Annotated in this window: 21 protein-coding genes; 18 read left to right on the top strand and 3 right to left on the bottom strand. The window is 59.4% G+C overall.

The window, feature by feature from the left end:
- The 15 genes from lepB (at position 1) to rlmB (ending at position 15,528) form a co-directional block, all read left to right on the top strand.
- Complete coding sequence (gene lepB, locus A8C75_RS17350; protein ID WP_067385331.1) at positions 1 to 813, top strand: signal peptidase I; 813 nt, start codon at positions 1 to 3, stop codon at positions 811 to 813.
- A 32-nt stretch (positions 814 to 845) separates the two neighbouring features.
- The gene (locus A8C75_RS17345; protein ID WP_067385329.1) at positions 846 to 1,229 is read left to right on the top strand and encodes a DUF4845 domain-containing protein; all 384 of its coding nucleotides are present in this window, start codon (positions 846 to 848) and stop codon (positions 1,227 to 1,229) included.
- Positions 1,226 to 1,912 (top strand): ribonuclease III, encoded by a 687-nt coding sequence (rnc, locus tag A8C75_RS17340; RefSeq protein WP_067385328.1) that lies wholly within the window; start codon positions 1,226 to 1,228, stop codon positions 1,910 to 1,912. The genes A8C75_RS17345 and rnc overlap by 4 nt, the downstream gene beginning before the upstream one ends.
- 23 nt (positions 1,913 to 1,935) lie before the next feature.
- Positions 1,936 to 2,859 (top strand): GTPase Era, encoded by a 924-nt coding sequence (gene era, locus A8C75_RS17335; protein ID WP_193788219.1) that lies wholly within the window; start codon positions 1,936 to 1,938, stop codon positions 2,857 to 2,859.
- A 101-nt stretch (positions 2,860 to 2,960) separates the two neighbouring features.
- On the top strand, positions 2,961 to 3,686 hold the full coding sequence (gene recO, locus A8C75_RS17330; RefSeq protein WP_067385326.1) for a DNA repair protein RecO: 726 nt from the start codon (positions 2,961 to 2,963) through the stop codon (positions 3,684 to 3,686).
- Between the two features lie 19 nt (positions 3,687 to 3,705).
- The gene (pdxJ, locus tag A8C75_RS17325) at positions 3,706 to 4,476 is read left to right on the top strand and encodes a pyridoxine 5'-phosphate synthase (RefSeq protein WP_227820029.1); all 771 of its coding nucleotides are present in this window, start codon (positions 3,706 to 3,708) and stop codon (positions 4,474 to 4,476) included.
- On the top strand, positions 4,473 to 4,853 hold the full coding sequence (acpS, locus tag A8C75_RS17320; protein ID WP_067385324.1) for a holo-ACP synthase: 381 nt from the start codon (positions 4,473 to 4,475) through the stop codon (positions 4,851 to 4,853). The genes pdxJ and acpS overlap by 4 nt, the downstream gene beginning before the upstream one ends.
- Positions 4,854 to 4,905: 52 nt before the next feature.
- Positions 4,906 to 5,805 carry a cysteine synthase CysM gene (cysM, locus tag A8C75_RS17315; RefSeq protein ID WP_067385323.1) on the top strand — a complete coding sequence of 300 codons (900 nt, stop codon included), beginning with the start codon at positions 4,906 to 4,908 and terminating at the stop codon, positions 5,803 to 5,805.
- Between the two features lie 387 nt (positions 5,806 to 6,192).
- Complete coding sequence (relA, locus tag A8C75_RS17310) at positions 6,193 to 8,463, top strand: GTP diphosphokinase (RefSeq protein ID WP_067385320.1); 2,271 nt, start codon at positions 6,193 to 6,195, stop codon at positions 8,461 to 8,463.
- Positions 8,463 to 9,272 (top strand): nucleoside triphosphate pyrophosphohydrolase, encoded by an 810-nt coding sequence (gene mazG / locus A8C75_RS17305; protein WP_067385318.1) that lies wholly within the window; start codon positions 8,463 to 8,465, stop codon positions 9,270 to 9,272. Before relA ends, mazG begins: the two co-directional genes overlap by 1 nt.
- 251 nt (positions 9,273 to 9,523) lie before the next feature.
- The gene (gene ppc / locus A8C75_RS17300; RefSeq protein WP_067385317.1) at positions 9,524 to 12,127 is read left to right on the top strand and encodes a phosphoenolpyruvate carboxylase; all 2,604 of its coding nucleotides are present in this window, start codon (positions 9,524 to 9,526) and stop codon (positions 12,125 to 12,127) included.
- 325 nt (positions 12,128 to 12,452) lie between these two features.
- Positions 12,453 to 13,103, top strand: a complete 651-nt coding sequence (gene adk / locus A8C75_RS17295; protein WP_067385315.1) for an adenylate kinase — start codon at positions 12,453 to 12,455, stop codon at positions 13,101 to 13,103.
- 145 nt (positions 13,104 to 13,248) lie between these two features.
- Positions 13,249 to 13,722 (top strand): thiosulfate oxidation carrier protein SoxY, encoded by a 474-nt coding sequence (locus A8C75_RS17290; RefSeq protein WP_067385310.1) that lies wholly within the window; start codon positions 13,249 to 13,251, stop codon positions 13,720 to 13,722.
- Positions 13,719 to 14,009, top strand: a complete 291-nt coding sequence (locus A8C75_RS17285) for a thiosulfate oxidation carrier complex protein SoxZ (protein ID WP_067385307.1) — start codon at positions 13,719 to 13,721, stop codon at positions 14,007 to 14,009. The genes A8C75_RS17290 and A8C75_RS17285 overlap by 4 nt, the downstream gene beginning before the upstream one ends.
- Positions 14,010 to 14,784: 775 nt before the next feature.
- Complete coding sequence (rlmB, locus tag A8C75_RS17280; protein WP_067385302.1) at positions 14,785 to 15,528, top strand: 23S rRNA (guanosine(2251)-2'-O)-methyltransferase RlmB; 744 nt, start codon at positions 14,785 to 14,787, stop codon at positions 15,526 to 15,528.
- 34 nt (positions 15,529 to 15,562) lie between these two features.
- Here the strand turns inward: rlmB and A8C75_RS17275 are convergent, their stop codons facing one another.
- The 3 genes from A8C75_RS17275 to A8C75_RS17265 form a co-directional block, all read right to left on the bottom strand.
- Positions 15,563 to 16,741, bottom strand: a complete 1,179-nt coding sequence (locus tag A8C75_RS17275) for an acetate/propionate family kinase (protein ID WP_067385299.1) — start codon at positions 16,739 to 16,741, stop codon at positions 15,563 to 15,565.
- Positions 16,742 to 16,755: 14 nt separating this feature from the next.
- Complete coding sequence (locus tag A8C75_RS17270; protein WP_067385296.1) at positions 16,756 to 17,706, bottom strand: bifunctional enoyl-CoA hydratase/phosphate acetyltransferase; 951 nt, start codon at positions 17,704 to 17,706, stop codon at positions 16,756 to 16,758.
- A 96-nt stretch (positions 17,707 to 17,802) separates the two neighbouring features.
- A complete protein-coding gene (locus A8C75_RS17265) occupies positions 17,803 to 18,726 on the bottom strand; it encodes a LysR family transcriptional regulator ArgP (protein WP_227819956.1) in 924 nt (307 codons plus the stop codon).
- Positions 18,727 to 18,848: 122 nt separating this feature from the next.
- On the opposite strand from A8C75_RS17265, the gene A8C75_RS17260 reads away from it, so the two are divergent.
- The 3 genes from A8C75_RS17260 to acnA all read left to right on the top strand — a co-directional run bounded on the left by A8C75_RS17260 (position 18,849) and on the right by acnA (position 22,715).
- Positions 18,849 to 19,463: a LysE/ArgO family amino acid transporter gene (locus A8C75_RS17260; RefSeq protein WP_067385293.1), complete on the top strand. Its 615-nt coding sequence runs from the start codon at positions 18,849 to 18,851 to the stop codon at positions 19,461 to 19,463.
- Positions 19,464 to 19,501: 38 nt separating this feature from the next.
- Positions 19,502 to 19,912, top strand: a complete 411-nt coding sequence (locus tag A8C75_RS17255) for a VOC family protein (RefSeq protein WP_067385291.1) — start codon at positions 19,502 to 19,504, stop codon at positions 19,910 to 19,912.
- A gap of 106 nt (positions 19,913 to 20,018) precedes the next feature.
- Complete coding sequence (gene acnA, locus A8C75_RS17250; protein WP_067385288.1) at positions 20,019 to 22,715, top strand: aconitate hydratase AcnA; 2,697 nt, start codon at positions 20,019 to 20,021, stop codon at positions 22,713 to 22,715.
- Positions 22,716 to 22,733: the final 18 nt, after the last annotated feature.

Below are 22,733 nucleotides of genomic sequence, written 5' to 3'. Positions count from 1 at the left end.
ATGAATTTCGATTTTGCTTTGGTACTTGTGGTTGCGACCTTTCTGGCCGCGATTGGCTGGTGTGTGGACAAGTTCTGGCTGGCGCCGGCGCGCAGTGCCAGGGTACAGAAAGCACAGCTGCAGCTGTCGGCGGCTCTGCCGCAGGAGACACTGATCAAGCTCAACCAGGTGCCAGGCTGGATCGATCTTTCCCGTTCGCTCTTCCCGGTGCTCTTTGTGGTGCTGGTCCTGCGCTCCTTTCTGGTTGAGCCGTTTCAGATTCCGTCGGGCTCCATGCTGCCGACGCTGAAGATTGGTGATTTCATTCTGGTGAACAAGTATCACTTCGGCCTGCGACTGCCGGTGCTGAATACCAAAGTCGTCGATTTTAATACGCCCGAGGCGGGTGATGTTGTCGTCTTTAAATACCCGAAAGACCCGTCGGTTAATTACATCAAGCGCGTCATTGGTCTGCCGGGTGATCGTATCCGCTACCAGAACAAGACCGTATTTGTGAATGGAAAGCCGCAGCCGCAGCAGCTTCTGGCCCAGCTTCCGCCCCTCAAACCACAGCAGTTGCTGCTGGCGGAGAATCTGGACGGGGTTCAGCACCAGGTCTACCATGATGTTGCCGCCAGCGGAATTGTCGGTGAGTGGGTTGTGCCACAAGGGCAGTACTTTGTCATGGGCGATAACCGCGACAACAGTAATGACAGCCGTTACTGGGGCTTCGTGCCGGACGAACTGCTGGTGGGCAAGGCTTTCGCCGTCTGGATGCACTGGGAAACCTTCTTCAGTCTTCCGTCGTTCGGCGATGTGCGTCTGATTGAGTAATCATGTAGCTGCCTGGTGAATAGGGGATTGAAATGATTAATGCTGTGAAAAGGGAACAGGGCGCGTCTTTCGTTTCCATCCTGATGGGGATGGTCGTTGTCGGCGTTTTTCTGGCGGTAGGCTTTAAGCTGTTTACACCGTACAAGGAGCACGCGACCGTTAAATCCATTATTGAAAATGTGATTAACGATCAGGATCAGGTGTCCAAGGAATTTCGTTCCATTCGGCGCACGATTTACGATCGCGCCATTATTAACCAGGTGCGGGCCGAGCTGTCGCGGGAAGATTTCCTCAAAATTGAGAATATAGACGGCAAGATCCATTTTGATCTTGTCTATGAAGAGCGGGTTCCGATGTTTTATAACGTCGATGCCGTGGTTAAATTTAACGAGCATTACGAAGTCATAAAACCTTGATCAAACCGACCGCAGATCTTAGCCGACGTCTGGGCTATAGCTTTAACGATCCATCTTTACTGGAACTGGCACTTACTCACCGCAGTTGCGGCAAACGCAATAACGAGCGGTTGGAGTTTCTCGGTGATTCCATCGTTAACTTTGTTATCGCCGATGCGCTCTTCCGGCAGTTTCCCCAGGCGCGTGAAGGTCAGCTGAGCCGCCTGCGGGCGCGCCTGGTCAAGGGCGAGACCCTGGCCGAGGTGGCCCGCGAGCTTGATCTGGGCGAGTATCTGCGCCTGGGCTCCGGCGAGCTGAAAAGCGGCGGTTTCAGGCGTGACTCGATTCTGGCCGATGCGACCGAAGCGGTGATGGGAGCCATCTATCTGGATAGCGACCTGGAAGTCTGTCGTGGCTTTATCCATCGCTGGTTCAAGGAGCGTCTGGAAGAGCTTGATCTGAACGAATCCCTCAAGGATGCCAAGACCCGGCTGCAGGAACATCTGCAGTCTCGACGTCTGGCACTGCCGGACTATGAATTGATTGCAGTCGACGGTGAAGCCCATTCCCAGACTTTCTTTATCCGCTGTCATGTGACCGGCTTGACGGTGCCGAGTGAAGGTGAGGGCAATAGCCGCCGCCAGGCGGAGCAGGAAGCAGCAAGGCTTGCGCTGATCGGACTGCAGGTGGAGAAAGCCGAATGAGCGATGAATTTGAAATGCCGGAAATGCCACCAGTACCTGGCGCTGAACCCTACGAGGGCGAGCAGCGCTGCGGCTTTGTGGCGATTGTCGGGCGCCCCAATGTGGGCAAGTCGACGCTGCTGAACCATATACTCGGTCAGAAGCTGAGCATCACATCGCGCAAGCCCCAGACCACGCGGCACCAGATCCTGGGCATCAAGACCGAAGACGACCTGCAGGTCATCTATGTCGATACTCCCGGGCTGCACCGTGATCAGGGCAAGGCACTGAACCGCTACATGAACAAAACAGCCGCCGATGCGGTGCGCGATGTCGACCTGGTGGTGTTTGTGGTTGACCGGACCGCCTGGACCGACGAAGACGACCTGGTGCTGGAGAAGCTCACCTGGGTACCTTGCCCGGTGGTACTGGTGGTCAACAAGGTGGATCAGCTTAAGGACAAGTCTGAATTGCTGCCGCACCTGGAGATGGTGACCGCCAAGCGTGAATTTGCTGAAGTGATCCCCATTTCCGCCAAGAACGGTCACAATGTGCCGCGCCTGGAGGAACTGGTGGAGCAGCATATGCCCGCCGCTGAACACTATTACCCGGAAGATCAGATTACCAATCGCAGCTCGCGTTTTGTCGCTGCAGAGCTTGTGCGTGAAAAATTGATGCGCAATCTCGGGGAGGAAATTCCCTACGGCACCACCGTCGAGATTGAACAGTTTGTACAGGACGAGTATGGCCTGCTCACCATCAGTGCGCTGATACTGGTTGAGCGCGAAGGGCAAAAACGCATTGTGATCGGTGACAAGGGCGCACGCATGAAAACCATCGGCCGGGATGCCCGGCTGGACATGGAACGCATGTTTGACAGCAAGGTCATGCTCAACCTCTGGGTCAAGGTACGCAAGGGCTGGGCGGATGACGACCGGGCACTGCGCAGTCTGGGTTATGACGACTAAGGCGGGTGCTCGCTGCATAGCCTCCGCACCCTGGGTTGCGGCGCCGCGATGGTCGGCCTGATCAGCACTTCGGAAGCCGTCATGCATACTGAGTATTTCTGATGGACTATCGTGTCGATGGGCAGGCGGCTTATGTGCTGCATGCCCGTCCCTACCGAGATACCAGCCTGCTGGTGGACTGCTTTACGCTGGAACACGGCAAGGTCAGCCTGGTCGCCAGGGGCGCGCGCCGTCCAGGTTCGCGTTCCCGCTCCAGTCTTCAGGCGTTTGTGCCGCTGCAGCTGAGCTGGTCTGGGCGCAGCGAGCTGAAAACCCTCGGTCAGGCCGAGGCCGTGGCGCCACCGGTCTTTCTGCAGGGGCGGGCTCTGCTCTGTGGCCTCTACCTCAACGAGCTCTTGCAGCGCCTGCTGCAGCCCATTGATCCCCACCCCAGATTGTATGTTTATTACCAGTACGCGCTGACCGAACTGCTCTCGGGGCAGGATATCGAGGGTGCACTGCGCACGTTCGAGCGGCATTTGCTGAGTGAGATCGGCTATGCGCTGGAACTGAGTGATCTGGATGCTCAGGCGGTGTATTTTTTGCGACCCGAAGGCGGACTTCAGTCTGTCACCGCGCTGCGCGACACCGATCGGCAGCGCTGCTTTGGTGGTCAGCAGCTGCTGGCCATTGGCGAAGATGATTATTCGGAGCCACATACAAGACGTGCGGCCAAAAGGCTGATGCGCCTGGCACTGGATCAGATGCTCGGTGGCAAGGCCCTGCGCAGTCGTGAACTTTTTCAGCGCCCTGCCGTGCCTGCGGGCATTGTGGCAGGGCACTCTTGAATGAAAGGAGATAAGTGTGATTGAGCCAAGCCGCTTGTTGCTGGGAGTCAACATCGATCATATCGCTACCCTGCGTCAGGCCCGGGGCACCCGTTACCCCGATCCCGTGCAGGCAGCGCTACTGGCTGAAGAAGCCGGTGCCGACGGTATCACGGTGCATCTGCGCGAGGACCTGCGTCATATTCAGGAGCGTGATGTACGTCTGCTGAAAGAAACCCTGCAGACCCGCATGAATCTGGAAATGGCGGTTACCGACGCAATGCTGGCTTTTGCCGAAGAGATTCGGCCGGCACACAGCTGCCTGGTGCCGGAAAAGCGTGAAGAGCTCACCACCGAAGGCGGCCTCGATGTGGCGGGGCAGGAAGGCAAGATGAAAGCGGCCTGTGACCGTCTTGCTGCCGCCGGTATTGAGGTGTCGCTGTTTATCGATCCCGACCGCGCCCAGATCGATGCGACGTTGCGCTGCGGTGCACCGGTCATTGAGTTGCACACCGGTGCCTACGCCGATGCGACGACTGCCGCTGCACAGCGCACCGAGCTTGAGCGCATTCGTGATGCTGCTTGCTATGCCTGGGAGAAGGGTCTGATCGTGAATGCGGGCCACGGGCTGCACTATCACAATGTCGAGCAGATTGCTGAAATCCCCCATCTGAATGAGCTGAATATCGGCCACGGCCTGATCGCCCGCGCCGTCTTTGTCGGGCTCAAGGATGCGGTTGCCGAGATGCGCCGTCTGATGCTCGAAACCCAGGCGCGGGTGCAGCCACAGCGGGATGCGCTCAGCCGATGATCGCCGGCATCGGTACCGATCTGGTACAGATCGACCGTATTGCCGCAGCTCTGGCGCGCACGCCGCGCCTGGCGCAGCGTATTCTCAGGCCACAGGAGCTGGCGGGCTTTGAGGCCAGCCAGGATCAGGCGCGTTATCTGGCCAAGCGTTTCGCCGCCAAGGAGGCGGCGGTCAAGGCGCTGGGCACGGGTATCGGCCGTGGTGTGAGCTGGCAGCACCTTGAAATCGCGCACGATGCTCTGGGCAAACCAGGCCTGCAGCTCAGTGGTGGGGCTCAGACGCGCGCCCTTGAACTGGGCATCAGCCGATTGCACCTGTCCTACAGCGATGAGCAGCAGCTGGTGGTCGCCTTCGTGGTGGCCGAGCAGGATAGCTGAGGCTTAAGCGCCCTTGTTTCGTCAAATTACGTATTAGTCACCGGTGACAGACATGACTCCAGAATTTCCAACCATCGAGCACTATGTCGGCAAGACGCCTCTGGTGCAGTTGCAGCGCCTGCCGGGGGAGACCTCGAATATTATTCTGTGCAAACTCGAGGGCAATAATCCCGCGGGCTCGGTCAAGGACCGCCCTGCGCTGGCCATGATTCAGCAGGCCGAAGCCCGTGGTGATATTCAGCCGGGGGATACCCTGATCGAGGCGACCTCGGGCAATACCGGCATAGCGCTGGCGATGGCAGCGGCCATCAAGGGTTACAAGCTGATCCTGATCATGCCGGACAACTCCAGTGCCGAGCGCAAGTCCTCCATGACCGCCTACGGCGCCGAGTTGATTACGGTGACACCGGAGCAGGGTATGGAAGGTGCGCGGGATCTGGCGCAGCAGATGGAAGCCGCCGGCAAGGGGCGGGTGCTGGATCAATTCGCCAACCTCGATAACCCCGATGCGCACTACCTGGGCACCGGGCCTGAGATCTGGCAGCAGTCCCATGGTCGCGTGACCCATTTTGTATCATCCATGGGCACGACCGGCACCATCATGGGGACTTCACGCTACCTCAAGGAGCAGAACCCTGCGATTCAGGTCATAGGTCTGCAGCCCAGTGATGGTTCCCAGATTCCGGGTATCCGGCGCTGGCCCAAGGCCTATCTGCCGAAGATCTTTGATCCGGCACGGGTGGATCAGGTGCTGGATATCGAACAGCGTGAAGCCGAAGACTGCATGCGGGCGCTGGCGCGACAGGAAGGCATCTTTTGCGGTGTGTCCTCTGGTGGTGCTGTGGCGGGCGCGCTGCGGCTTTCGACTCAGCTGGAGAATGCGGTGATCGTCTGCATTATCTGTGATCGCGGTGATCGCTATCTGTCGACCGGCGTTTACAGCCCGGCCTGAAGATTGCAAAGCGCACTTCCATGCAGGGGCCTGGCAGGCGCTGGCTTCGGGTGGTGGCACAGGCATTCCCTGTGCATGGAACTTGCTCGCGATCACCGGTCATAACGACTAGAATGTGCCGCGTGTTGGCAGGGGAGGCGCCCGTTTTGAATTATTGTCAGTGGCGCTCGCAGCCTGTCGGGCTTTTTCGCACGACTGCATGGATGCAGAAGATAGAGCGAAGCAGGGTGCCCGAGCCGAGTAGATCAGTGTTAAGTCCTGCAGGTTACTAGGCCCCGAAGAATAATAATAGAAAAGGAAGTATGGCAGACCGAAGATACCGGGACAGGCTCAGCAGTTCGCCCGGAACCCTATCCTCGGTGCCCGGAATTTAGGAGTGGCTGTGCCGTGGTGAAAGTTAGAGAAGACCATCCGATTCGTGAGGATGGTACCGTGGATCTGGACCTGTGGCTGCTGAACTTGCAGCAGCAGGCCGACATTACCGATCTTGCTCAGATCCGTCAGGCCTGTGAGCTGGCCAAGGCGTGTGAAGAACGCGCCCATGCGGTGAACGAAGATGATATCTGGTCCAAGACCAGCCTTGGCAGCTATCGTACGGGGCTGGATATGGCCAGCATTCTGGCCGAGCTGCAGCAGGACTCGCTGACCCTGATCGCGGCCATCCTGTACCGTGCAGTGCGCGAGAACAAGCTCGGCCTCAAGCAGGTGAGTGATCAGTTTGGCGCCGAGGTGGCGCAGCTGATTGACGGCGTGCTGCAGATGGCGGCTATTGGTACCCGCAAGAATCCCCGTTTCGAAGAAGCCGTGCTGGGCACCGGCACGAACCAGGTCGACAACGTCCGCAAGATGCTGGTGGCGATGATCGACGATGTGCGTGTTGCACTGATCAAGATCGCTGAGCGCACCTGCGCCATTCGTGGCGTCAAGACCGGTACGCGCCGCAAGCGCTATCTGGTGGCCCGTGAAGTCTTTGATATCTATGCCCCCCTGGCACACCGGCTGGGCATCGGTCATATCAAGTGGGAACTTGAAGACCTGTCGTTTCGTTACCTCAAGCCCAACGACTACAAGGACATTGCCACGCTGCTGGATGAAAAGCGGCTGGATCGGCAAGACTTCATCAATACCGTCGTTGCCAAGCTCAAAACGGATCTTGGGGCCGTCAATATTGACGGCCAGGTGATGGGGCGCGCCAAGCATATCTACAGCATCTGGCGCAAAATGCAGCGCAAGAACATCGAATTCAGCCAGGTCTACGATGTGCGGGCGGTGCGTATTCTGGTGCCCGAAGCCCGCGACTGCTACACAGCGCTGGGCATTGTGCACGGCCTGTGGCGCAATATTCCCCACGAGTTTGATGACTACATAGCCTCACCCAAGCCCAACGGTTACCGTTCGCTGCATACGGCGGTGATAGGCCCGGAAGGCAAGGTGCTGGAAATTCAGATCCGCACTCAGGCGATGCACGATGAAGCCGAGCTTGGCGTATGCGCGCACCATCTGTACAAGGGCACTGACCTTAACAGCCGCAGCTCCTCCTACGAAGACAAGATTGCCTGGCTGCGCCAGGTACTTGAATGGCACGATGATCTGGGCCAGAGCGAAGCCTTCGGCGACATGCTGCGCGGCGATGTGACCCAGGACCGGGTTTATGTATTCACGCCTGAAGGCCATGTGCTGGACCTGCCCCACGGTGCTACCGCGCTGGATTTTGCCTACCGGGTGCATACCGAGATCGGTCACCGCTGTCGTGGTGCCAAGGTCAACGGCCGCATCATTCCCCTGACCCGGGCGCTCAAGACCGGGGATCAGGTTGAAATCATGACCGCCAATGAGGAGCGGCCCAGGCGAGACTGGCTCAACACTAACCTGGGCTATGTCACTACATCCCGGGCGCGGGCCAAGATCGCGCACTGGTTCAAGGAGCAGGCGCGGGATCAGAATGCTGAAGCCGGTCGACATATCGTCGAGCGGGAGTTCAAGCGCCTGGCGCTGAATATCCGCGAGATCAATCTGGAACAGATTGCCCGCGAACTGAATTACCGCCAGGTGGATGAAATGTTTGCCGGCCTTGGTGCCGGGGACCTGCGCCAGTCACAGATCATCAATGCGGCCCAGCGCCAGGTTGAAGTTGAGCATGTCGATGAACAGCTTGATCTGGCCCTGCCGGCGATCAGCCGCAGCAAGGTGAGCGGCGGCGGCAGCATCCGGATTCGCGGTGTTGGCAGCCTGCTGACCAAGATGGCGACCTGCTGCAAGCCAGTTCCGGGGGACCAGATTGTCGGCTATATCACCCAGGGCCGGGGCGTATCTGTGCATCGCGAAGACTGCAGTAATGCGTTGGCGTTACGTCAGCATGAACGCGAACGCATGATCGAGGTCGACTGGGGTGAGGAGGGCGAAGCCACCTACCCGGTGGACATATTTATCGAAGCCTACGACCGTTCAGGGCTGCTGCGTGACATCATGATGGAACTGGCCAACAGCAGCCTCAATGTGCTGGCGGCCAACACCCTGACGGACCGCAATAGCAATGTGGCGCGCCTGACGATCACGGTGGAGATTTCCCGCCTTGAGTTGCTCGGGCGCATCATGGACAAGATCAACCAGATACCCAATGTGATTGATGTGCACCGCCAGCGCAGTGGGTCCGCCTGATGGCTGAATACGACCTGGATGATCTGCTCTGCCTGATGGCGCGACTGCGTGACCCCGCGGACGGTTGTCCCTGGGATCTGAAGCAGGATTTTGCCAGCATAGTGCGGCATACGCTGGAAGAGGCCTACGAGGTGGCGGACACCATAGAGCGACAGGACTGGCCCCATCTCAAGGATGAGCTCGGTGATCTGCTGTTCCAGGTGGTTTTCTACGCAAGGCTGGGTGAGGAAAGCGGTCGTTTCGACTTTGCCGACATCGTCGATAATCTGGTGCGCAAGCTGCTTCGACGTCACCCCCATGTGTTTCCGGCCGGTACTCTGGGGTCCCGCGCCGGCGATATGCAGCGCAGCGAGCAGCAGGTGAGCGAAACCTGGGAGCTGATCAAGCAGGAAGAGCGTGAGGGCAAGGCGAGCCTTGGGGTACTGGATGATATTCCGGCGGCGCTGCCGGGCCTTAGCCGGGCGCTGAAGCTGCAAAAACGTGCCTCCGGGGTGGGTTTTGACTGGAATGATCCGTTGCTGGTACTCGACAAGATCGAGGAGGAAATCGGCGAGCTGCGAGAAGCCATCCGCCGCGGCAAGCAGGACGAGATCACCGATGAAATGGGGGATCTGCTGTTTGCCCAGGTCAACCTGGCGCGGCATCTGGGGGTGGATCCTGAAACCGCTGTGCGCAGCACCAACGCCAAGTTTGTGCGTCGCTTTGGCTATATCGAAAGTGTCGTCACCGCCTCTGGGCGTGACTGGGACAGCTTCAGCCTCGATGAACTCGATGGCTTCTGGAATCAGGCCAAAAAGCTGGGTCTCTGAGGCCGCTAAACGCTGCCGATGCAGCTCTTTTTGCACCGCTCTGGTGCGCTCCATGCTCCCTGTTATGGCCTGATGCGGCCACCGCTTGAAGCATGGGCGACGCAGCACCTGGCGGGTGTAAGAAATTTACCAAAATCAGCATTTTTCTGTGTTTTGAGTTTACCTTCCTGGCCGAGAATCCATTATGCTCGAAGAGCCGATGTGACTCCGGGCATTGCGCCCGGCTGATTTTCATCTAAGGGAGAGAGTGGATGGCTGATCTGCACGAAGCGTTGCGTGATGATGTTCGAATGTTGGGGGACTGCCTGGGGCAGACCATCGAAACCCAGCTTGGCGAGGCTTTTCTGCAAAAGGTAGAGCGCATCCGCAAGCTGGCCAAGGCCGGACGCCAGGAAGACAACAGCGAGTATCACGAACTGCTGAGCGCCCTGGGCGAACTGAGCGAAGATGAAGTGCTGCCGGTGGCCCGCGCCTTCACCCAGTTTCTGAATTTGGCCAATATTGCCGAAGAGCACCACCGCGTGCGCCGGCGTCTGGAAGACAGTGGCAAGGACGCCCCCGAGTCCCTTGGCCAGCTGTTTCGCCGCCTGAGCGATCGCGGCTTCAGCGTGCGCGAGATTGCCGGTGGGCTGGGCAAGCTGAGCGTGGACCTGGTGCTGACCGCGCACCCGACCGAAGTGAACCGCCGCACTCTGATTCACAAGTTTGACGATATTGCCGATTGCCTCAAACGGCTGGATCGAGGCGAAAAGGTGCAGCATCGCCTGCGTGAACTCGTCAGCCAGATCTGGCACACCGACGAAATCCGCCAGCAGCGCCCGACCCCGGTGGAAGAGGCCAAGTGGGGCTTCGCCGTGATCGAAAATTCCCTCTGGCAAGCCGTGCCCAAGTTCCTGCGCAGCCTGGATGAACAGTTGCAGGAAGTGCTGGGTGAAGGTCTGCCACTGGATTGCTGCCCGGTGCGCTATTCCTCCTGGATGGGCGGAGACCGTGACGGCAACCCCAACGTGACCGCCAGGGTTACCCGTGAAGTACTGTTGCTGTCGCGCTGGATGGCGGCGGATCTGTATTACCGCGATATCGACCAGCTGCGTGCCGAGCTGTCCATGAACCGCTGCAATTCCGAGCTGCGCGAACGGGTCGGCGATGTGCCTGAGCCCTACCGTGCACTGCTGGCTGATGTGCGCGCGGCCCTTGGGCGCACCAAGGTGTGGATCAAGGCGCAACTCGATGGCAATCCGATTCCGGCCGAGGGCGTGCTGCTGCACGAACAGGAGCTGCTGCAGCCGCTGCTGCTGTGTCACCGATCCTTGCAGGACTGTGGCATGCAGATCATCGCCCAGGGACGGCTACAGGATATGCTCAGGCGTATTGCCTGCTTTGGCATGACACTGGTCAAACTGGACATTCGCCAGAATGCCGATCGTCACGCCGGCGTTTTTGATGAGATCACCGCGTTTTACGAGCTGGGCTGTTACAGCGACTGGGATGAGCCCCGTCGGCAGAAATTCCTGTTGGCCGAGCTGAACAGCCGCCGCCCGCTGTTGCCCAGAGCCTGGCAACCGTCTGCCCTGGTGCAGGAAGTGCTGGATACCTGCAAGGTAGTCGCCAGCGCCGAGGAGAACTCTCTTGGCAGCTATGTGATCTCCATGGCCAGCCAGCCCTCCGATGTGCTGGGTGTGATTCTGCTGCTGCAGGAAGTGGGTATCGGTCACAACATGCGGGTGGTGCCGCTGTTTGAAACCCTGTCGGATCTGCAGGGTGCCCACGGCTGTATCGATGCCCTGCTGTCGCTGGACTGGTACCAGGATTATATTCAGGGCCAGCAGGAAGTCATGATCGGTTACTCGGATTCCGCCAAGGATGCCGGCCAGCTGGCCGCCGCCTGGGGTCAGTTCCAGGCCCAGGAGGAACTGACTGCCGTCTGTCGCCGGCATCAGGTGCACCTGACCCTGTTTCACGGCCGTGGCGGTACCGTGGCCCGTGGCGGTGGTCCAAGCCATACCGCCATCCTGGCCCAGCCTCCGGGATCGGTGGATCATGGTCTGCGGGTGACCGAGCAGGGTGAGATGATTCGCTTCAAGTTTGGCATTCCCGAAATAGCCATCCGCAACATGGAGCTTTATACCGCCGCGGTGTTGCAGGCAACCCTGGATCCGGTACCGGGTCCGCAGCCGCAGTGGCGCAGCCAGATGGAGCGCATGGCCCTGCGGGGCTTGAAGGAATACCGCGCGGTGGTGCGGGAAGATGAGCACTTTGTGCAGTACTTCCGCGCCGCGACACCGGAGCAGGAACTGGCCAAGCTGCCACTGGGATCGCGCCCTGCCAAGCGGCGTACCGACGGTGGCATCGAGAGTCTGCGTGCCATCCCCTGGATCTTTGCCTGGACCCAAACCCGTCTGATGCTGCCGGCCTGGCTGGGCTCGGACAGTGCGCTGCAGGAGGCGGTGGCGGATCAACTGCCGCTGCTGCACAGCATGTACCGTGACTGGCCGTTCTTTCGCGCCAATATCGACATGCTGGAGATGGTGCTGGCCAAGAGTGATCCGGATATCGCGGCCTACTACGATGCCCGCCTGGTGTCTGAAGAACTGCGGGTGCTGGGTTCGAGTCTGCGCAGTCGGCTGCGTGACAGTGTTGAGCTGGTGAAGCAGATCAGACAGCAGACGCAGCTGCTGGCCGAGAACCCGGTGATCCGTCAGTCCATCGAAGTACGCAATCCTTATATAGATCCACTGCACTTTCTGCAGGCCGAACTGCTGCTGCGTGACCGTACTCAGCCCGACAGCCGGCTGGAACGGGCACTGATGGTGAGCATGTCCGGAATCTCGGCGGGGATGCGCAATACTGGCTGATTTTTGATCAGAATACTGGCGGGGTTGATGACAACCCCGCTTTTAGCTTACCCTCAATACCCTTTTGCGTGCGGGCAGCCCCTGCGCGTATATCAAAAGGCGAGTGTGCTGACGAAAAATCGCGTGCCTGGCATCGCCACAGGCGGCAGCTTTCCGGGCTGTTGCGCTGCTTTTTCCTCAGTGCGTTAGTGCTAATGTCGCATTGTCCCCCCGTGCCGGACTCGTTACTGTCCAGAGCATGGGATATTGGGCGCTGACTGCCGCACAGCCACGCGAAACAGTTTTTTAGTTTTTTGTTATTACAAGAGTAGGAGCCAACCTCACAATGCGTATTATTCTTCTGGGCGCCCCCGGCGCCGGCAAGGGCACACAGGCACAGTACCTGACCGAAAAGTTCAAGATTCCGCAGATCTCCACCGGCGACATGCTGCGCGCCGCCGTCAAGGCCGGTACACCGCTGGGTGTGAAGGCCAAGGCTGTGATGGATGCAGGCCAGCTGGTATCCGATGACATCATCATCGGTCTGGTGCAGGAACGCATTACTCAGGACGATTGCGCCAACGGCTTTCTGTTCGACGGTTTCCCGCGCACCATTCCCCAGGCTGACGCCCTCAAAGATGCCGGTGTGCAGATCGATGCCGTGATTGAAATCGACGTCGACAACGAAGAAATCATCAAGCGCATGAGCGGACGCCGTGTGCACCCGGGCTCTGGCCGTACCTACCACCTGCTGTTCAATGCCCCCAAGGTGGAAGGCAAGGATGATGTCACCGGTGAAGAGCTGATTCAGCGTGTGGACGATCAGGAAGAGACTGTCCGTGCCCGTCTGAAGGTATACGATGAGCAGACTGCACCGCTGATCAACTACTACAAGGGCTGGGGCGAGACCAACGCTGCTACTGCGCCGCGTTATGTCTACATTCCGGGTGTCGGCTCGGTTGAACAGATCCGCGACAATATCTTCGCCGCGCTCTGATTCTGCACCCTGCCATGCAAAAGGCCGCTGATTTCAGCGGCCTTTTTGTGATAGGTCGGTTGACGGTGCCTGATTGCAAAAGCTGTCTGGGCCCGGTCTTTAAGGTATTCTCGCCTTTGAGACCAAAACGCCACGGAGTCCTTTGATGCAACGGCGACTGTTTGTTCGACGCCTGGGAGTCGCCACGGCTGCGCTGTTGCTGGCGCCGCTGCACGCTCTGGCCAACTGGAATCGGCGGGCGTTCGAAAGCCCGGCCATTGATGCTGCGCTGACCGAAGCCTTTGGCCGCAGCGATACGATTACGGCGCTGGAGATCGAATTAAAGCTGCCTACCACCGCGCATCTGGGCGAACTGGTTCCGGTCATGGTGCTGACCCATCTGCCCAAGGTGTCCCGTCTTGCGCTGCTGGTGCACGAAAACCCCCGGCCGCTGGCAGCCCTGTTTGAGCTTGGGCCCAATACGCTGCCAGAACTTGCTGCCCGTATTCGTTTATCTCAATCCAGCGAGGTTTCAGTTGTGGTGGAGTCGGATGGGCAGCTGTTCAGAAATAGCCAGCCGGTGCAGATTGTGCTGAGCGGTTGTGGCCCAGGCAATGACAATGACGAGGCTGCATCTTGAGAGTCGAGACGTCGATCAAGGACGATATCATTACCGTACGTTTGTTTCTGGAGCATGGTATGGCGGCGCAATCGGGCTGTATCGCCGATGCAGCGGACGCCCTGTTTATTCGAGAGCTCAGCGTGCGTTACCGGGGCGAGAAAGTGTTCGGCGCCGCGCTCTCGCCGGCCATGTCGGCGGATCCCTTTCTGCGTTTTCGTTTTCGGGGCACCGGCGGGGCTAGCCTGGTGATCAGCTGGAATGACAGCCAGGGCGCGGATGACTCTTACAGCCATGAGATCGCCTGAGCGGTCTTCAGCGCAGGATTAGAGCACTTTCACCTTACATCGACCCATTGCGATAGTTGAGACGAGATTAAGGTGACTGTGTTGGAGCCTGTTGGACCCTGTGCAGGCTGGGGTATTGGAGCTACTTGATGGCTCATGTTGCGCCTTGCTGGCGCGTTACTTTCTTTGCTCGTGCAAAGAAAGTAACCAAAGAAAGCACGCCACCCATCAGCCGGCCTTCGGCTGCACTGCGCGCCAGAATCATGCTCCGGACGCCGCTAAGGGGACATCCATGTCCCCAATCGGCGGCTCGACAGTCCCTGTCTCGCCCCTTCGGGTCTGATCGGAACATAATCCCGGTGCTCGTCGGTTTATGGCCATGGATGGCCGGTAGCCAGAAAATGCAGGAGCAATTTTCTGCTGCTGAGGGGATTGAGGGCCGTTCTGATCGTTATGTAGTGTAAGCCTGCGATGTGGCGGTCGTAGTCGCGCCCCGCGACTAAGCCTTTGCGCTGCACTCAAAGCAACCTCAATCGACAGATAAGTGTTTCGTGAAAATGCTAAGCACCTTTTTTGATGGGTCACTCTATACAGGGCCCAGGGCGCTGGGTTTTTAGGTCCGAGTTGGGGATAATACGCGCCCGTCCGGCACCGGGCTCTATCAAGCCAAGGGTCATGTCAGGCGTCCTGCATGATGACGCTGGTGACTGCGCCGCGGCACATACGATTAACCCGAGCGGGATCTGGAATCCTGGCCCGGCCTCCCGGTCTTTGACCGGGTACAGGAGCATATCCATTGGAAGACGAAATTCTGTTCGGTCAGCATGCGGTGCGTACGGCGCTGAAACGCGACTCCAAGCGCATCAAGCGTCTGCTGGTGCAGCAGGGCCGTAACGACGAGCGCATTCAGCAGGTGATCGATCTGGCGGCGCCTGTGCATGTACGTCCGGAGCGTGTCAGTCGTCAGGAGTTGGATCGACTGTCCGATGGCGGTGTGCACCAGGGGGTGTTGGTCCTGTGCGATCCGATTCTTTCCAAGGATGAGGCCTTTCTCGATCAGTTGCTCGATGACCTCGAGACAGCGCCCTTTTTACTGGTGCTCGATGGCGTTACGGATCCCCACAATCTGGGGGCCTGTCTGCGCACCGCCGATGCCGCCGGTGTTCAGGCGGTCATAGCGCCCAAAGACAAATCAGCGCCGCTGAATTCCACCGTCTCCAAGGTCGCCTGTGGTGCCGCCGAGGTGGTGCCCTATGTGCAGGTAACCAATCTGGCGCGTACGTTGCAAATGCTGCAGGAACGCGGCATCTGGATTACCGGCACCGCCGGGGAAGCCGAGCAGATGGTGTATGACGCCAGTCTCACGGGCCCCATGGCGCTGATCATGGGCGCTGAAGGCAAGGGCATGCGGCGCCTGACCCGTGAACACTGCGATCACCTGGTCAAGATTCCGATGTCCGGTGAAGTCAGCAGCCTGAATGTTTCTGTGGCCGCCGGCGTCTGCCTGTTTGAAGCGGTACGCCAGCGCAGCCTGGCCTGATAAGCCGACCTGGCGCCGCCGTCAGGCGTATAGCTCAGCCCGGCATCTCGTGGCAGTACTGGGCGATCATGGCGCCTTCATGGGTCGGAATCACCAGCACCTCGATGCGGCTGTCCGGGTGGCTGATCAGTGTATCTCCTGCGGTGTTGGCTGCGGCGTCCAGTTTTACGCCGAGCCACGCCAGGCGCTTGCCGATGCGGCCACGGATATCGGCATCGTTTTCACCCACGCCGCCGGTGAAGACGATGCGATCCAGGCCTTCCATGGCAGCGCTAAGGCGGCCGGCCTCAAGTGCGGCGCGATAGCAGAACATGTCGATCGCAAACCCGGCCGCATCGCTTGCGCTGCAGTGCAGCTCGAGCATGTCTGAACTGATCCCCGAAACCCCCAGCCAGCCGCTTTGCCTGTTTAGAATCTGCTCCAGTGCCTCTATATCCAGCCCATAGTGGCGCTGCATGTACAGCAGCACGCCAGGGTCTATGTTGCCGCAGCGACTGCCCATGGGCAGGCCATCGACGGCGGTAAATCCCATGCTGCTGGCCACCGAGTGGCCATCCTTTACCGCGCACATGCTGGCGCCGGAACCAAAGTGACAGATCAGGCTGTGCCCGAGGCCTAGACCCTGTGTCGCCAGCTGGTGCTGAATGAAGTCGTAGGACAGACCGTGGAAGCCATAGCGCTGAATTCCATCCTGCGTAAAGCGGGCGGGGATAGCGTACTGGCGTTCCAGGCTGGACTGGCCGGCATGGAACATGGTGTCAAAACAGGCTACCTGTTCCAGCCCTGGCAGCCGTGCGCGACAGGCCTGGATAAGCTCGATGTTGAAGGGCTGATGCAGGGGCGCGAGAGGGCTGAGCTGATGCAGGGCCTCAATAAGTTCGTCATCGACTCGTACCGGGGCTGAAAAAAGCTGACCGCCGTGCACAACCCGGTGCCCCACCATTTCGATGCTGCAATCGGGCAGGTTTTCATCGATCCAGTCGAGTACCAGCGTCAGTGCCATCAGGTGGCGCTGGCTGGACGCGATCTGGCTAAAATCGGGGTGGAGCAGGGCGAGTTTTTCACCCTGGCCGCCGGTAATGGACAGTTCCGGTGTCCCCAGAGCATCACCCAGCTTGAAGCGGTAACGCAGCTGGGGGACGCTGGTGCCGGGCTCGTACAGGCCGCACTTGAGGCTGGAGGAACCGCCATTAACCGCCAAAATACACTTCATGGATCCAGTGTTCCTTATCGCTTCAGATTGAGAGCGTTGCGTTGATGCACAATATGGGAGGCCAGGGCACAGGATGCCATGCGGGTCAGGGTGTTGTCTGAGCGGCTGGTCAGAATGATTGGCACCCGGGCGCCGAGGGCGATGCCGGCGGACTCGGCATTGGCAAGGTATACCAGCTGCTTGGCAATCATGTTGGCGGATTCAAGGTCGGGCGCCAGCAAGATATCGGCCTCTCCTGAAACCTCTGACTCTATGTGCTTGTCGAGCGCAGCCTGGCGTGAAATGGCATTGTCGAATGCCAGTGGGCCGTCCAGTATGCCGCCGCTTATCTGCCCCCGGTCGGCCATCTTGCACAGCGCAGCGGCGTCCAGTGTACTTTGCATGCTCGGAACTATTTTCTCGACCGCTGCCAGGATGGCGACGCGAGGGCTGGGAATCCCCAGAAGCTGGCAGAAATCGATGGCATTCTGCACTATGTCCCGCTTGATCGACAGATTCGGCGCCACATTGATGGCGGCATCGGTAATCACCAGTGGCTTGTGGTAGTTGGGAATATCAAACACAAACACATGGCTGAGGCGGCGCTCGGTTCTGATGCCCAGGGTTTTGTGCAGCACGGCGCTCAACAGCTCGGAGGTGGCCTGGGCGCCTTTCATCAGCGCTTCGACGCGGCCCGTCTGAACCAACTCGCAGGCCTTTTCGGCGGCGGCATGGCTATGGGCTACATCAATGATCTCGATACCCCTTAGGTCGAGCTGCTCCTGCGCCGCAAGGGCCCTGATACGCTCCTCGGGCCCTATGAGTATCGGTTCGATCAAACCCTCTGCAGCGGCGGACAGGGCGCCTGTCAGAGAGTTGTGATCAACCGGATGTACCACCGCGGTGCGGATGGGGCGGGCCTGGCGGGCCTGCTGGATAAAAAACTCCAGTTGCTGCTGTGCGGGGGGCTGTTCAATTTTGATCATGCGGCGAGGGTCCTGTCGTTTTCCAGCGGTCGGAAGAGCCGGCTATTATGCTGCAGATTAAAAAAGCCTTGGCTGATCTGGATCATATAGGAGGCGTCAGGGGTGTGTCAGGACAGGGTGGGCGGAAAAGGGTTCAAGCAGCTTTTCCGCGCCCCGCAGCAGGGTTTCAGTCAGGCGCCGTGCCAGCGGTGTCTTCAGGTTCCAAACGTGCCAGTACAGTGGCACGGCCAGATAATTCCCGGGGGCCAGGTCCACCACCAGCCCCTTGGCCAGAAAATGGCGGCTTTGCTGATCCGGCACCATGCCGGCGCCAAAGCCGCGCACGATCAGGTCAATAAAGGCATCAGGGGAGGGGACTCGGTGGCGCGGAAAGTCACCGGCTGCCAGGCCGTAAAAACGTTCCAGATAGCGGCAATGCAACGCGTCCTTGTTGTTATATTCCACCGCCGGCGCCTGGCGCAGCCCTTCGGCGGTTACCTTGCCGGCGAGGTAGTGCCTGATATAGGACGGTGACACTAGGCAGCGATAGGGCATGACGCCCAGGGGAATACAGTTGCAACCCTGCATGGCCTGCGGGCTGGCGGTGATGCAGCCAATGACTTCGCCGGTGCGCAGCAGATGGTGGGTCTGATCCTGGTCATCGACCTTTAACTCCAGCAGGATTTTTTCCTGCTCCAGCAAGGGTTGCAGCGCCGGTAAAAACCAGCTGCTGAGACTGTCGGCATTGAGCCCCAGAGACAGGCGGGTAAAGCTGCTGTCTTCGCCATCAACGACCTCCCTGAGCAGTTCCTTTTGCAGCAGGCTGACCTGACGGTAATGTTTGAGTACCTGTTGACCCGCCGGTGTCGCGCGCACCGGGCTGGAACGGATCACCAGCGCCTGCCCAAGCCGTTCTTCGAGTTGCTTGAGGCGCTGTGACACAGCCGATTGGGTTATATGAAGTGAGGCGGCGGCGCGCTCGAAACTTTGCTCTTCGATCACGGCGGCCAGTGCCTGAATCTGTCGATAATCCAGCATCATTAATTCTGCTAATCAGTTATAAAAAATATAAGTTTTACTTACTTGTCGCTGCCGGTCAATATCGCGGCCATCTTTAACGTGCAGCCCGTTGCGGGCGGGCTTTTATAACGGGAAATGGTTTGATGAACAGTGCACTTCAGTCCAGCGTCATGTTGCAGGGATTTGTGACCGGCGGCGGTTTGATTATCGCCATAGGTGCGCAGAACGCTTTTCTGCTGGCCCAGGGGGTACGACGCCAGTATCACTGGCCCATTGCCCTGCTGTGCAGCCTGAGTGATGCCTTGCTTATCTGCCTGGGCGTACTGGGCATGGGGGCTCTGATCAGCGAGTCGCCGATGCTACTGGAGTTGGCACGGATATTCGGCGCGTTCTTTCTGTTTTACTACGGTTATAGAGCACTGTGCAGTGCGTTGCAGCCGGCGGGGCTGGATATGGCCAGTCGTGGGGCCGGTTCCCTCAAGTCGGCGTTGCTGACGACCCTGGCGGTCAGCCTGCTAAACCCCCACGCCTATCTGGATACGGTGGTGCTGGTGGGGAGTATCGCCACCCAGTACGGTGACAGCCTGCGCTACTGGTTTGGTGCCGGTGCGGTGCTGGCATCCTTTACCTGGTTTCTTATGCTGGGGATGGGCGCGCCGAAACTTGCCCCGCTGTTTCGCAATCCGCGTGCCTGGCGCGTGCTCGACAGCCTGGTATGTCTGATGATGTGGGGCATAGCCCTGAGCCTGGTGCTCTGACTGCTATTATTGAGGGTGTCTGATTGGTCGGGAAGCCCATGATACATATACGCGAAATTGATCATCTGGTGCTGCGGGTACAGCAACTGGAGCCCATGCTGGACTTTTACTGTCGGGTGCTGGGCTGTGAACTCGAGCGGGTCAAGCCGGAGCTTGGGCTCTATCAGCTGCGCGCAGGACGGGCATTGATTGACCTGATCACGGTCGATGGTGAGCTGGGGGCGGCCGGTGGCAGGGCTGCTGGCAGTGAAGGGCGCAACCTGGATCACCTGTGTCTGCGGCTGGAGCCGTTTGACGCAGAGGCGATTCGTGCCTATCTGAAGGCCGAGAATATCGAGGTTGGTGCTGTTGAGGCGCGCTATGGGGCCGAGGGCATGGGCCCTTCTTTCTATATTCAGGATCCGGAAGGCAACACCCTGGAACTGAAGGGCCCCTCGCAGTCCTGTTGAACCGCGTTTTAATGTGAATTGCCGACGAAATCTTCCCGTCTGACCTGAACGACAACCGGCTTCTATTGTCGGTTAGAGTGGCAGTGGCTAAAACGAGGGAGTGGTTATGAGTAATAGCTTTGGCGCACGGGATTCGCTGGACGTGGGTGGCAAGACCTATGAAATTTTCCGGCTGGATGTACTGGAGGCGCAGTACGGTGTCAGTCGATTACCTTACTGTCTGAAAATTTTGCTGGAAAACCTGCTTCGCCTGGAGGACGGGCTAAACGTACGGCCATCCGATATTGAAGCGCTGTGCCGCTGGAGTCCGACAGCTGAGCCCAGCGACCAGGTAGCCTTTACCCCGGCGCGGGTGGTGCTGCAGGATTTTACCGGCGTGCCGGTGGTGGTGGATCTGGCCGCCATGCGCGACGCCATGGTCCGCCTCGGCGGTGACCCTGAGCTGATAAACCCGCTGCAACCGGTGGACCTGGTGATCGATCATTCGGTGATGGTGGATCACTACGGCACGGCCCAGGCACTGGATCTCAATACCCGCATCGAATTCCAGCGCAATGCCGAGCGCTACCAGTTTCTGCGCTGGGGCCAAAAGGCCTTTGCCAATTTCCGCGTGGTGCCACCCGGCACCGGGATTGTGCACCAAGTCAATCTCGAATACCTCGCCCAGGTGGTGATGACCAAAGAGCACGAGGGTGCGCTGCAGGCCTATCCCGACACCCTGGTAGGAACCGATTCTCACACCACCATGATCAACGGCCTGGGTGTGCTGGGTTGGGGTGTTGGCGGCATTGAAGCGGAAGCCGCAATGCTGGGGCAACCGGTCACGATGTTGTTGCCCAGCGTTGTTGGCATGCGTCTGAGCGGGCGCCTGTCGGAAGGTGCCACGGCGACGGATCTGGTGCTGCGGGTGACCGAAATGCTGCGCAGCCACGGGGTCGTCGGCAAGTTCGTCGAGTTCTTCGGCGCAGGCCTGGCCGAACTGCCGCTGGCGGATCGTGCCACCATTGCCAATATGGCGCCCGAGTACGGTGCGACCTGTGGTATTTTTCCGATCGATAGTGAAACCCTGCGTTATCTGGAACTCAGCGGCCGCAGTGCCGAGCAGTGCGCGCTGGTGGAGGCCTATGCCCGCGAGCAGCGACTCTGGCATGACGACACCAGTGCCCAGGCCGACTACAGCGAAGTACTTGAGCTGGATCTGGCTTCAGTGGTGCCGAGCATCGCAGGGCCCAAACGCCCTCAGGATCGTATTGCCCTGACCGATGCCAAGCGCGCCTTCCTGAGCGTAATGCGCGAGCATCAGGGGACGTTAGACCCGGACGTGCCAATGCAGGACGGTGGCGTCGCCTTTGAGCTGGATGGTGAACAGCATTTGCTGCGCAACGGGGATGTTGTCATTGCAGCCATCACGTCCTGTACCAATACCTCCAACCCCGCGGTCATGCTGGCGGCCGGACTGGTGGCTAAAAAGGCACGGGATCTGGGGCTGAAAACCAAACCCTGGGTGAAAACCTCGCTGGCACCGGGCTCTCAGGTCGTGAGCGCCTATCTGCAGGCCGCCGGGCTGATGGAGCCGCTGGAGGCACTGGGCTTCAATCTGGTGGGGTTTGGCTGCACCACCTGTATTGGCAACTCGGGGCCGCTGCGGCCCGAAATCAGCCAGGCGATCAGCGATGGCGGTTTGATGGTGTCGTCGGTGTTGTCGGGCAACCGCAATTTTGAGGGGCGGATTCACCCCGAGGTAAAAACCAACTATCTGGCCTCACCGCCGCTGGTGGTCGCCTATGCACTGGCCGGCAGCATGACCCTGGATCTGTATCAGGACTCCCTGGGCCAAAGCTCGACCGGCAAGCCCGTCTATTTGAAGGACATCTGGCCTGGGCAGCAGGAAATACAGGCGCTGTTGCGCACCTGCATTAATGCCGACATGTTCCGCAGTCGATATGCCGATGTCTTTGAGGGGCCTGAATTCTGGCGCGCGCTACCGTTGCCCGAGGGCACCACCTATCAATGGCCAGACTCCAGTTACATCAGACATCCGCCGTATTTTGATGATATGAGTGCCGAGCCGGTGCCACCGCAGGCCGTGCAGGGGGCGCGCTGTCTCGTTCGGGTGGGGGATTCAATTACCACCGATCATATCTCGCCGGCGGGCGCCATCAAGGCTGATAGCCCGGCGGGGCTCTATCTGCAGCAGCTTGGCGTGCAGCCGGCCGACTTCAACAGCTACGGTTCCAGGCGCGGCAACCATGAAGTGATGATGCGTGGCACCTTTGCCAATATTCGCCTTCGCAACCAGCTGGCGCCCGGTACCGAGGGCGGCTGGACGACCCATTTTCCTTCCTGCGAGCAGCTCAGCATCTTCGATGCGGCAATGCGTTATCAACAGGAGGCGGTGCCGCTGGTGGTGCTGGCGGGCAAGGAGTATGGCACCGGTTCCAGCCGGGACTGGGCAGCCAAGGGCACGCGGCTACTGGGGATTGGAGCTGTTATTGCCGAGAGTTTCGAGCGTATTCACCGCTCCAACCTGGTCGGCTTTGGCGTGCTGGCGCTGCAATTCAGGGACGGCGAGTCGGCAGACAGCCTCGGGCTGCATGCCCAGGCGCAATTTGATATAGACCCGGTAGACGATCAGCCGGCGGAGGTTGGGGTGCGGGCGAGCGCGCCCGATGGCAGTCAGGTGAGCTTTAGGGTAACAGTGCGCATTGATACGCCCGTGGAGTGGGAATACTACCGCCACGGTGGCATCTTGCAGTATGTGCTGCGCAATCTGGCCGGCGCAGGCCGGCCAAAGGCCAGCTGAGCCACAGCACCGCAGGTT

Source organism: Marinobacterium aestuarii, from assembly GCF_001651805.1.
Taxonomy (GTDB): domain Bacteria; phylum Pseudomonadota; class Gammaproteobacteria; order Pseudomonadales; family Balneatricaceae; genus Marinobacterium_A; species Marinobacterium_A aestuarii.
The sequence above is the reverse complement of the archived record's forward strand: the minus strand, read 5'-3'. Positions and strand labels throughout refer to the sequence as shown.

What these genes read in the sequence shown, in the direction of transcription:
- ppc (WP_067385317.1), top strand. Translation starts at nt 9,524, where the DNA reads ATGGCTGATCTGCACGAAGCGTTGCGTGATGATGTTCGAATGTTGGGG.
- A8C75_RS17265 (WP_227819956.1), bottom strand. Translation starts at nt 18,726, where the DNA reads ATGATGCTGGATTATCGACAGATTCAGGCACTGGCCGCCGTGATCGAA.
- acpS (WP_067385324.1), top strand. Translation starts at nt 4,473, where the DNA reads ATGATCGCCGGCATCGGTACCGATCTGGTACAGATCGACCGTATTGCC.
- A8C75_RS17255 (WP_067385291.1), top strand. Translation starts at nt 19,502, where the DNA reads ATGATACATATACGCGAAATTGATCATCTGGTGCTGCGGGTACAGCAA.
- A8C75_RS17270 (WP_067385296.1), bottom strand. Translation starts at nt 17,706, where the DNA reads ATGATCAAAATTGAACAGCCCCCCGCACAGCAGCAACTGGAGTTTTTT.
- cysM (WP_067385323.1), top strand. Translation starts at nt 4,906, where the DNA reads ATGACTCCAGAATTTCCAACCATCGAGCACTATGTCGGCAAGACGCCT.
- A8C75_RS17345 (WP_067385329.1), top strand. Translation starts at nt 846, where the DNA reads ATGATTAATGCTGTGAAAAGGGAACAGGGCGCGTCTTTCGTTTCCATC.
- lepB (WP_067385331.1), top strand. Translation starts at nt 1, where the DNA reads ATGAATTTCGATTTTGCTTTGGTACTTGTGGTTGCGACCTTTCTGGCC.
- A8C75_RS17275 (WP_067385299.1), bottom strand. Translation starts at nt 16,741, where the DNA reads ATGAAGTGTATTTTGGCGGTTAATGGCGGTTCCTCCAGCCTCAAGTGC.
- A8C75_RS17290 (WP_067385310.1), top strand. Translation starts at nt 13,249, where the DNA reads ATGCAACGGCGACTGTTTGTTCGACGCCTGGGAGTCGCCACGGCTGCG.
- era (WP_193788219.1), top strand. Translation starts at nt 1,936, where the DNA reads ATGCCACCAGTACCTGGCGCTGAACCCTACGAGGGCGAGCAGCGCTGC.
- adk (WP_067385315.1), top strand. Translation starts at nt 12,453, where the DNA reads ATGCGTATTATTCTTCTGGGCGCCCCCGGCGCCGGCAAGGGCACACAG.
- A8C75_RS17260 (WP_067385293.1), top strand. Translation starts at nt 18,849, where the DNA reads ATGAACAGTGCACTTCAGTCCAGCGTCATGTTGCAGGGATTTGTGACC.
- acnA (WP_067385288.1), top strand. Translation starts at nt 20,019, where the DNA reads ATGAGTAATAGCTTTGGCGCACGGGATTCGCTGGACGTGGGTGGCAAG.
- recO (WP_067385326.1), top strand. Translation starts at nt 2,961, where the DNA reads ATGGACTATCGTGTCGATGGGCAGGCGGCTTATGTGCTGCATGCCCGT.
- mazG (WP_067385318.1), top strand. Translation starts at nt 8,463, where the DNA reads ATGGCTGAATACGACCTGGATGATCTGCTCTGCCTGATGGCGCGACTG.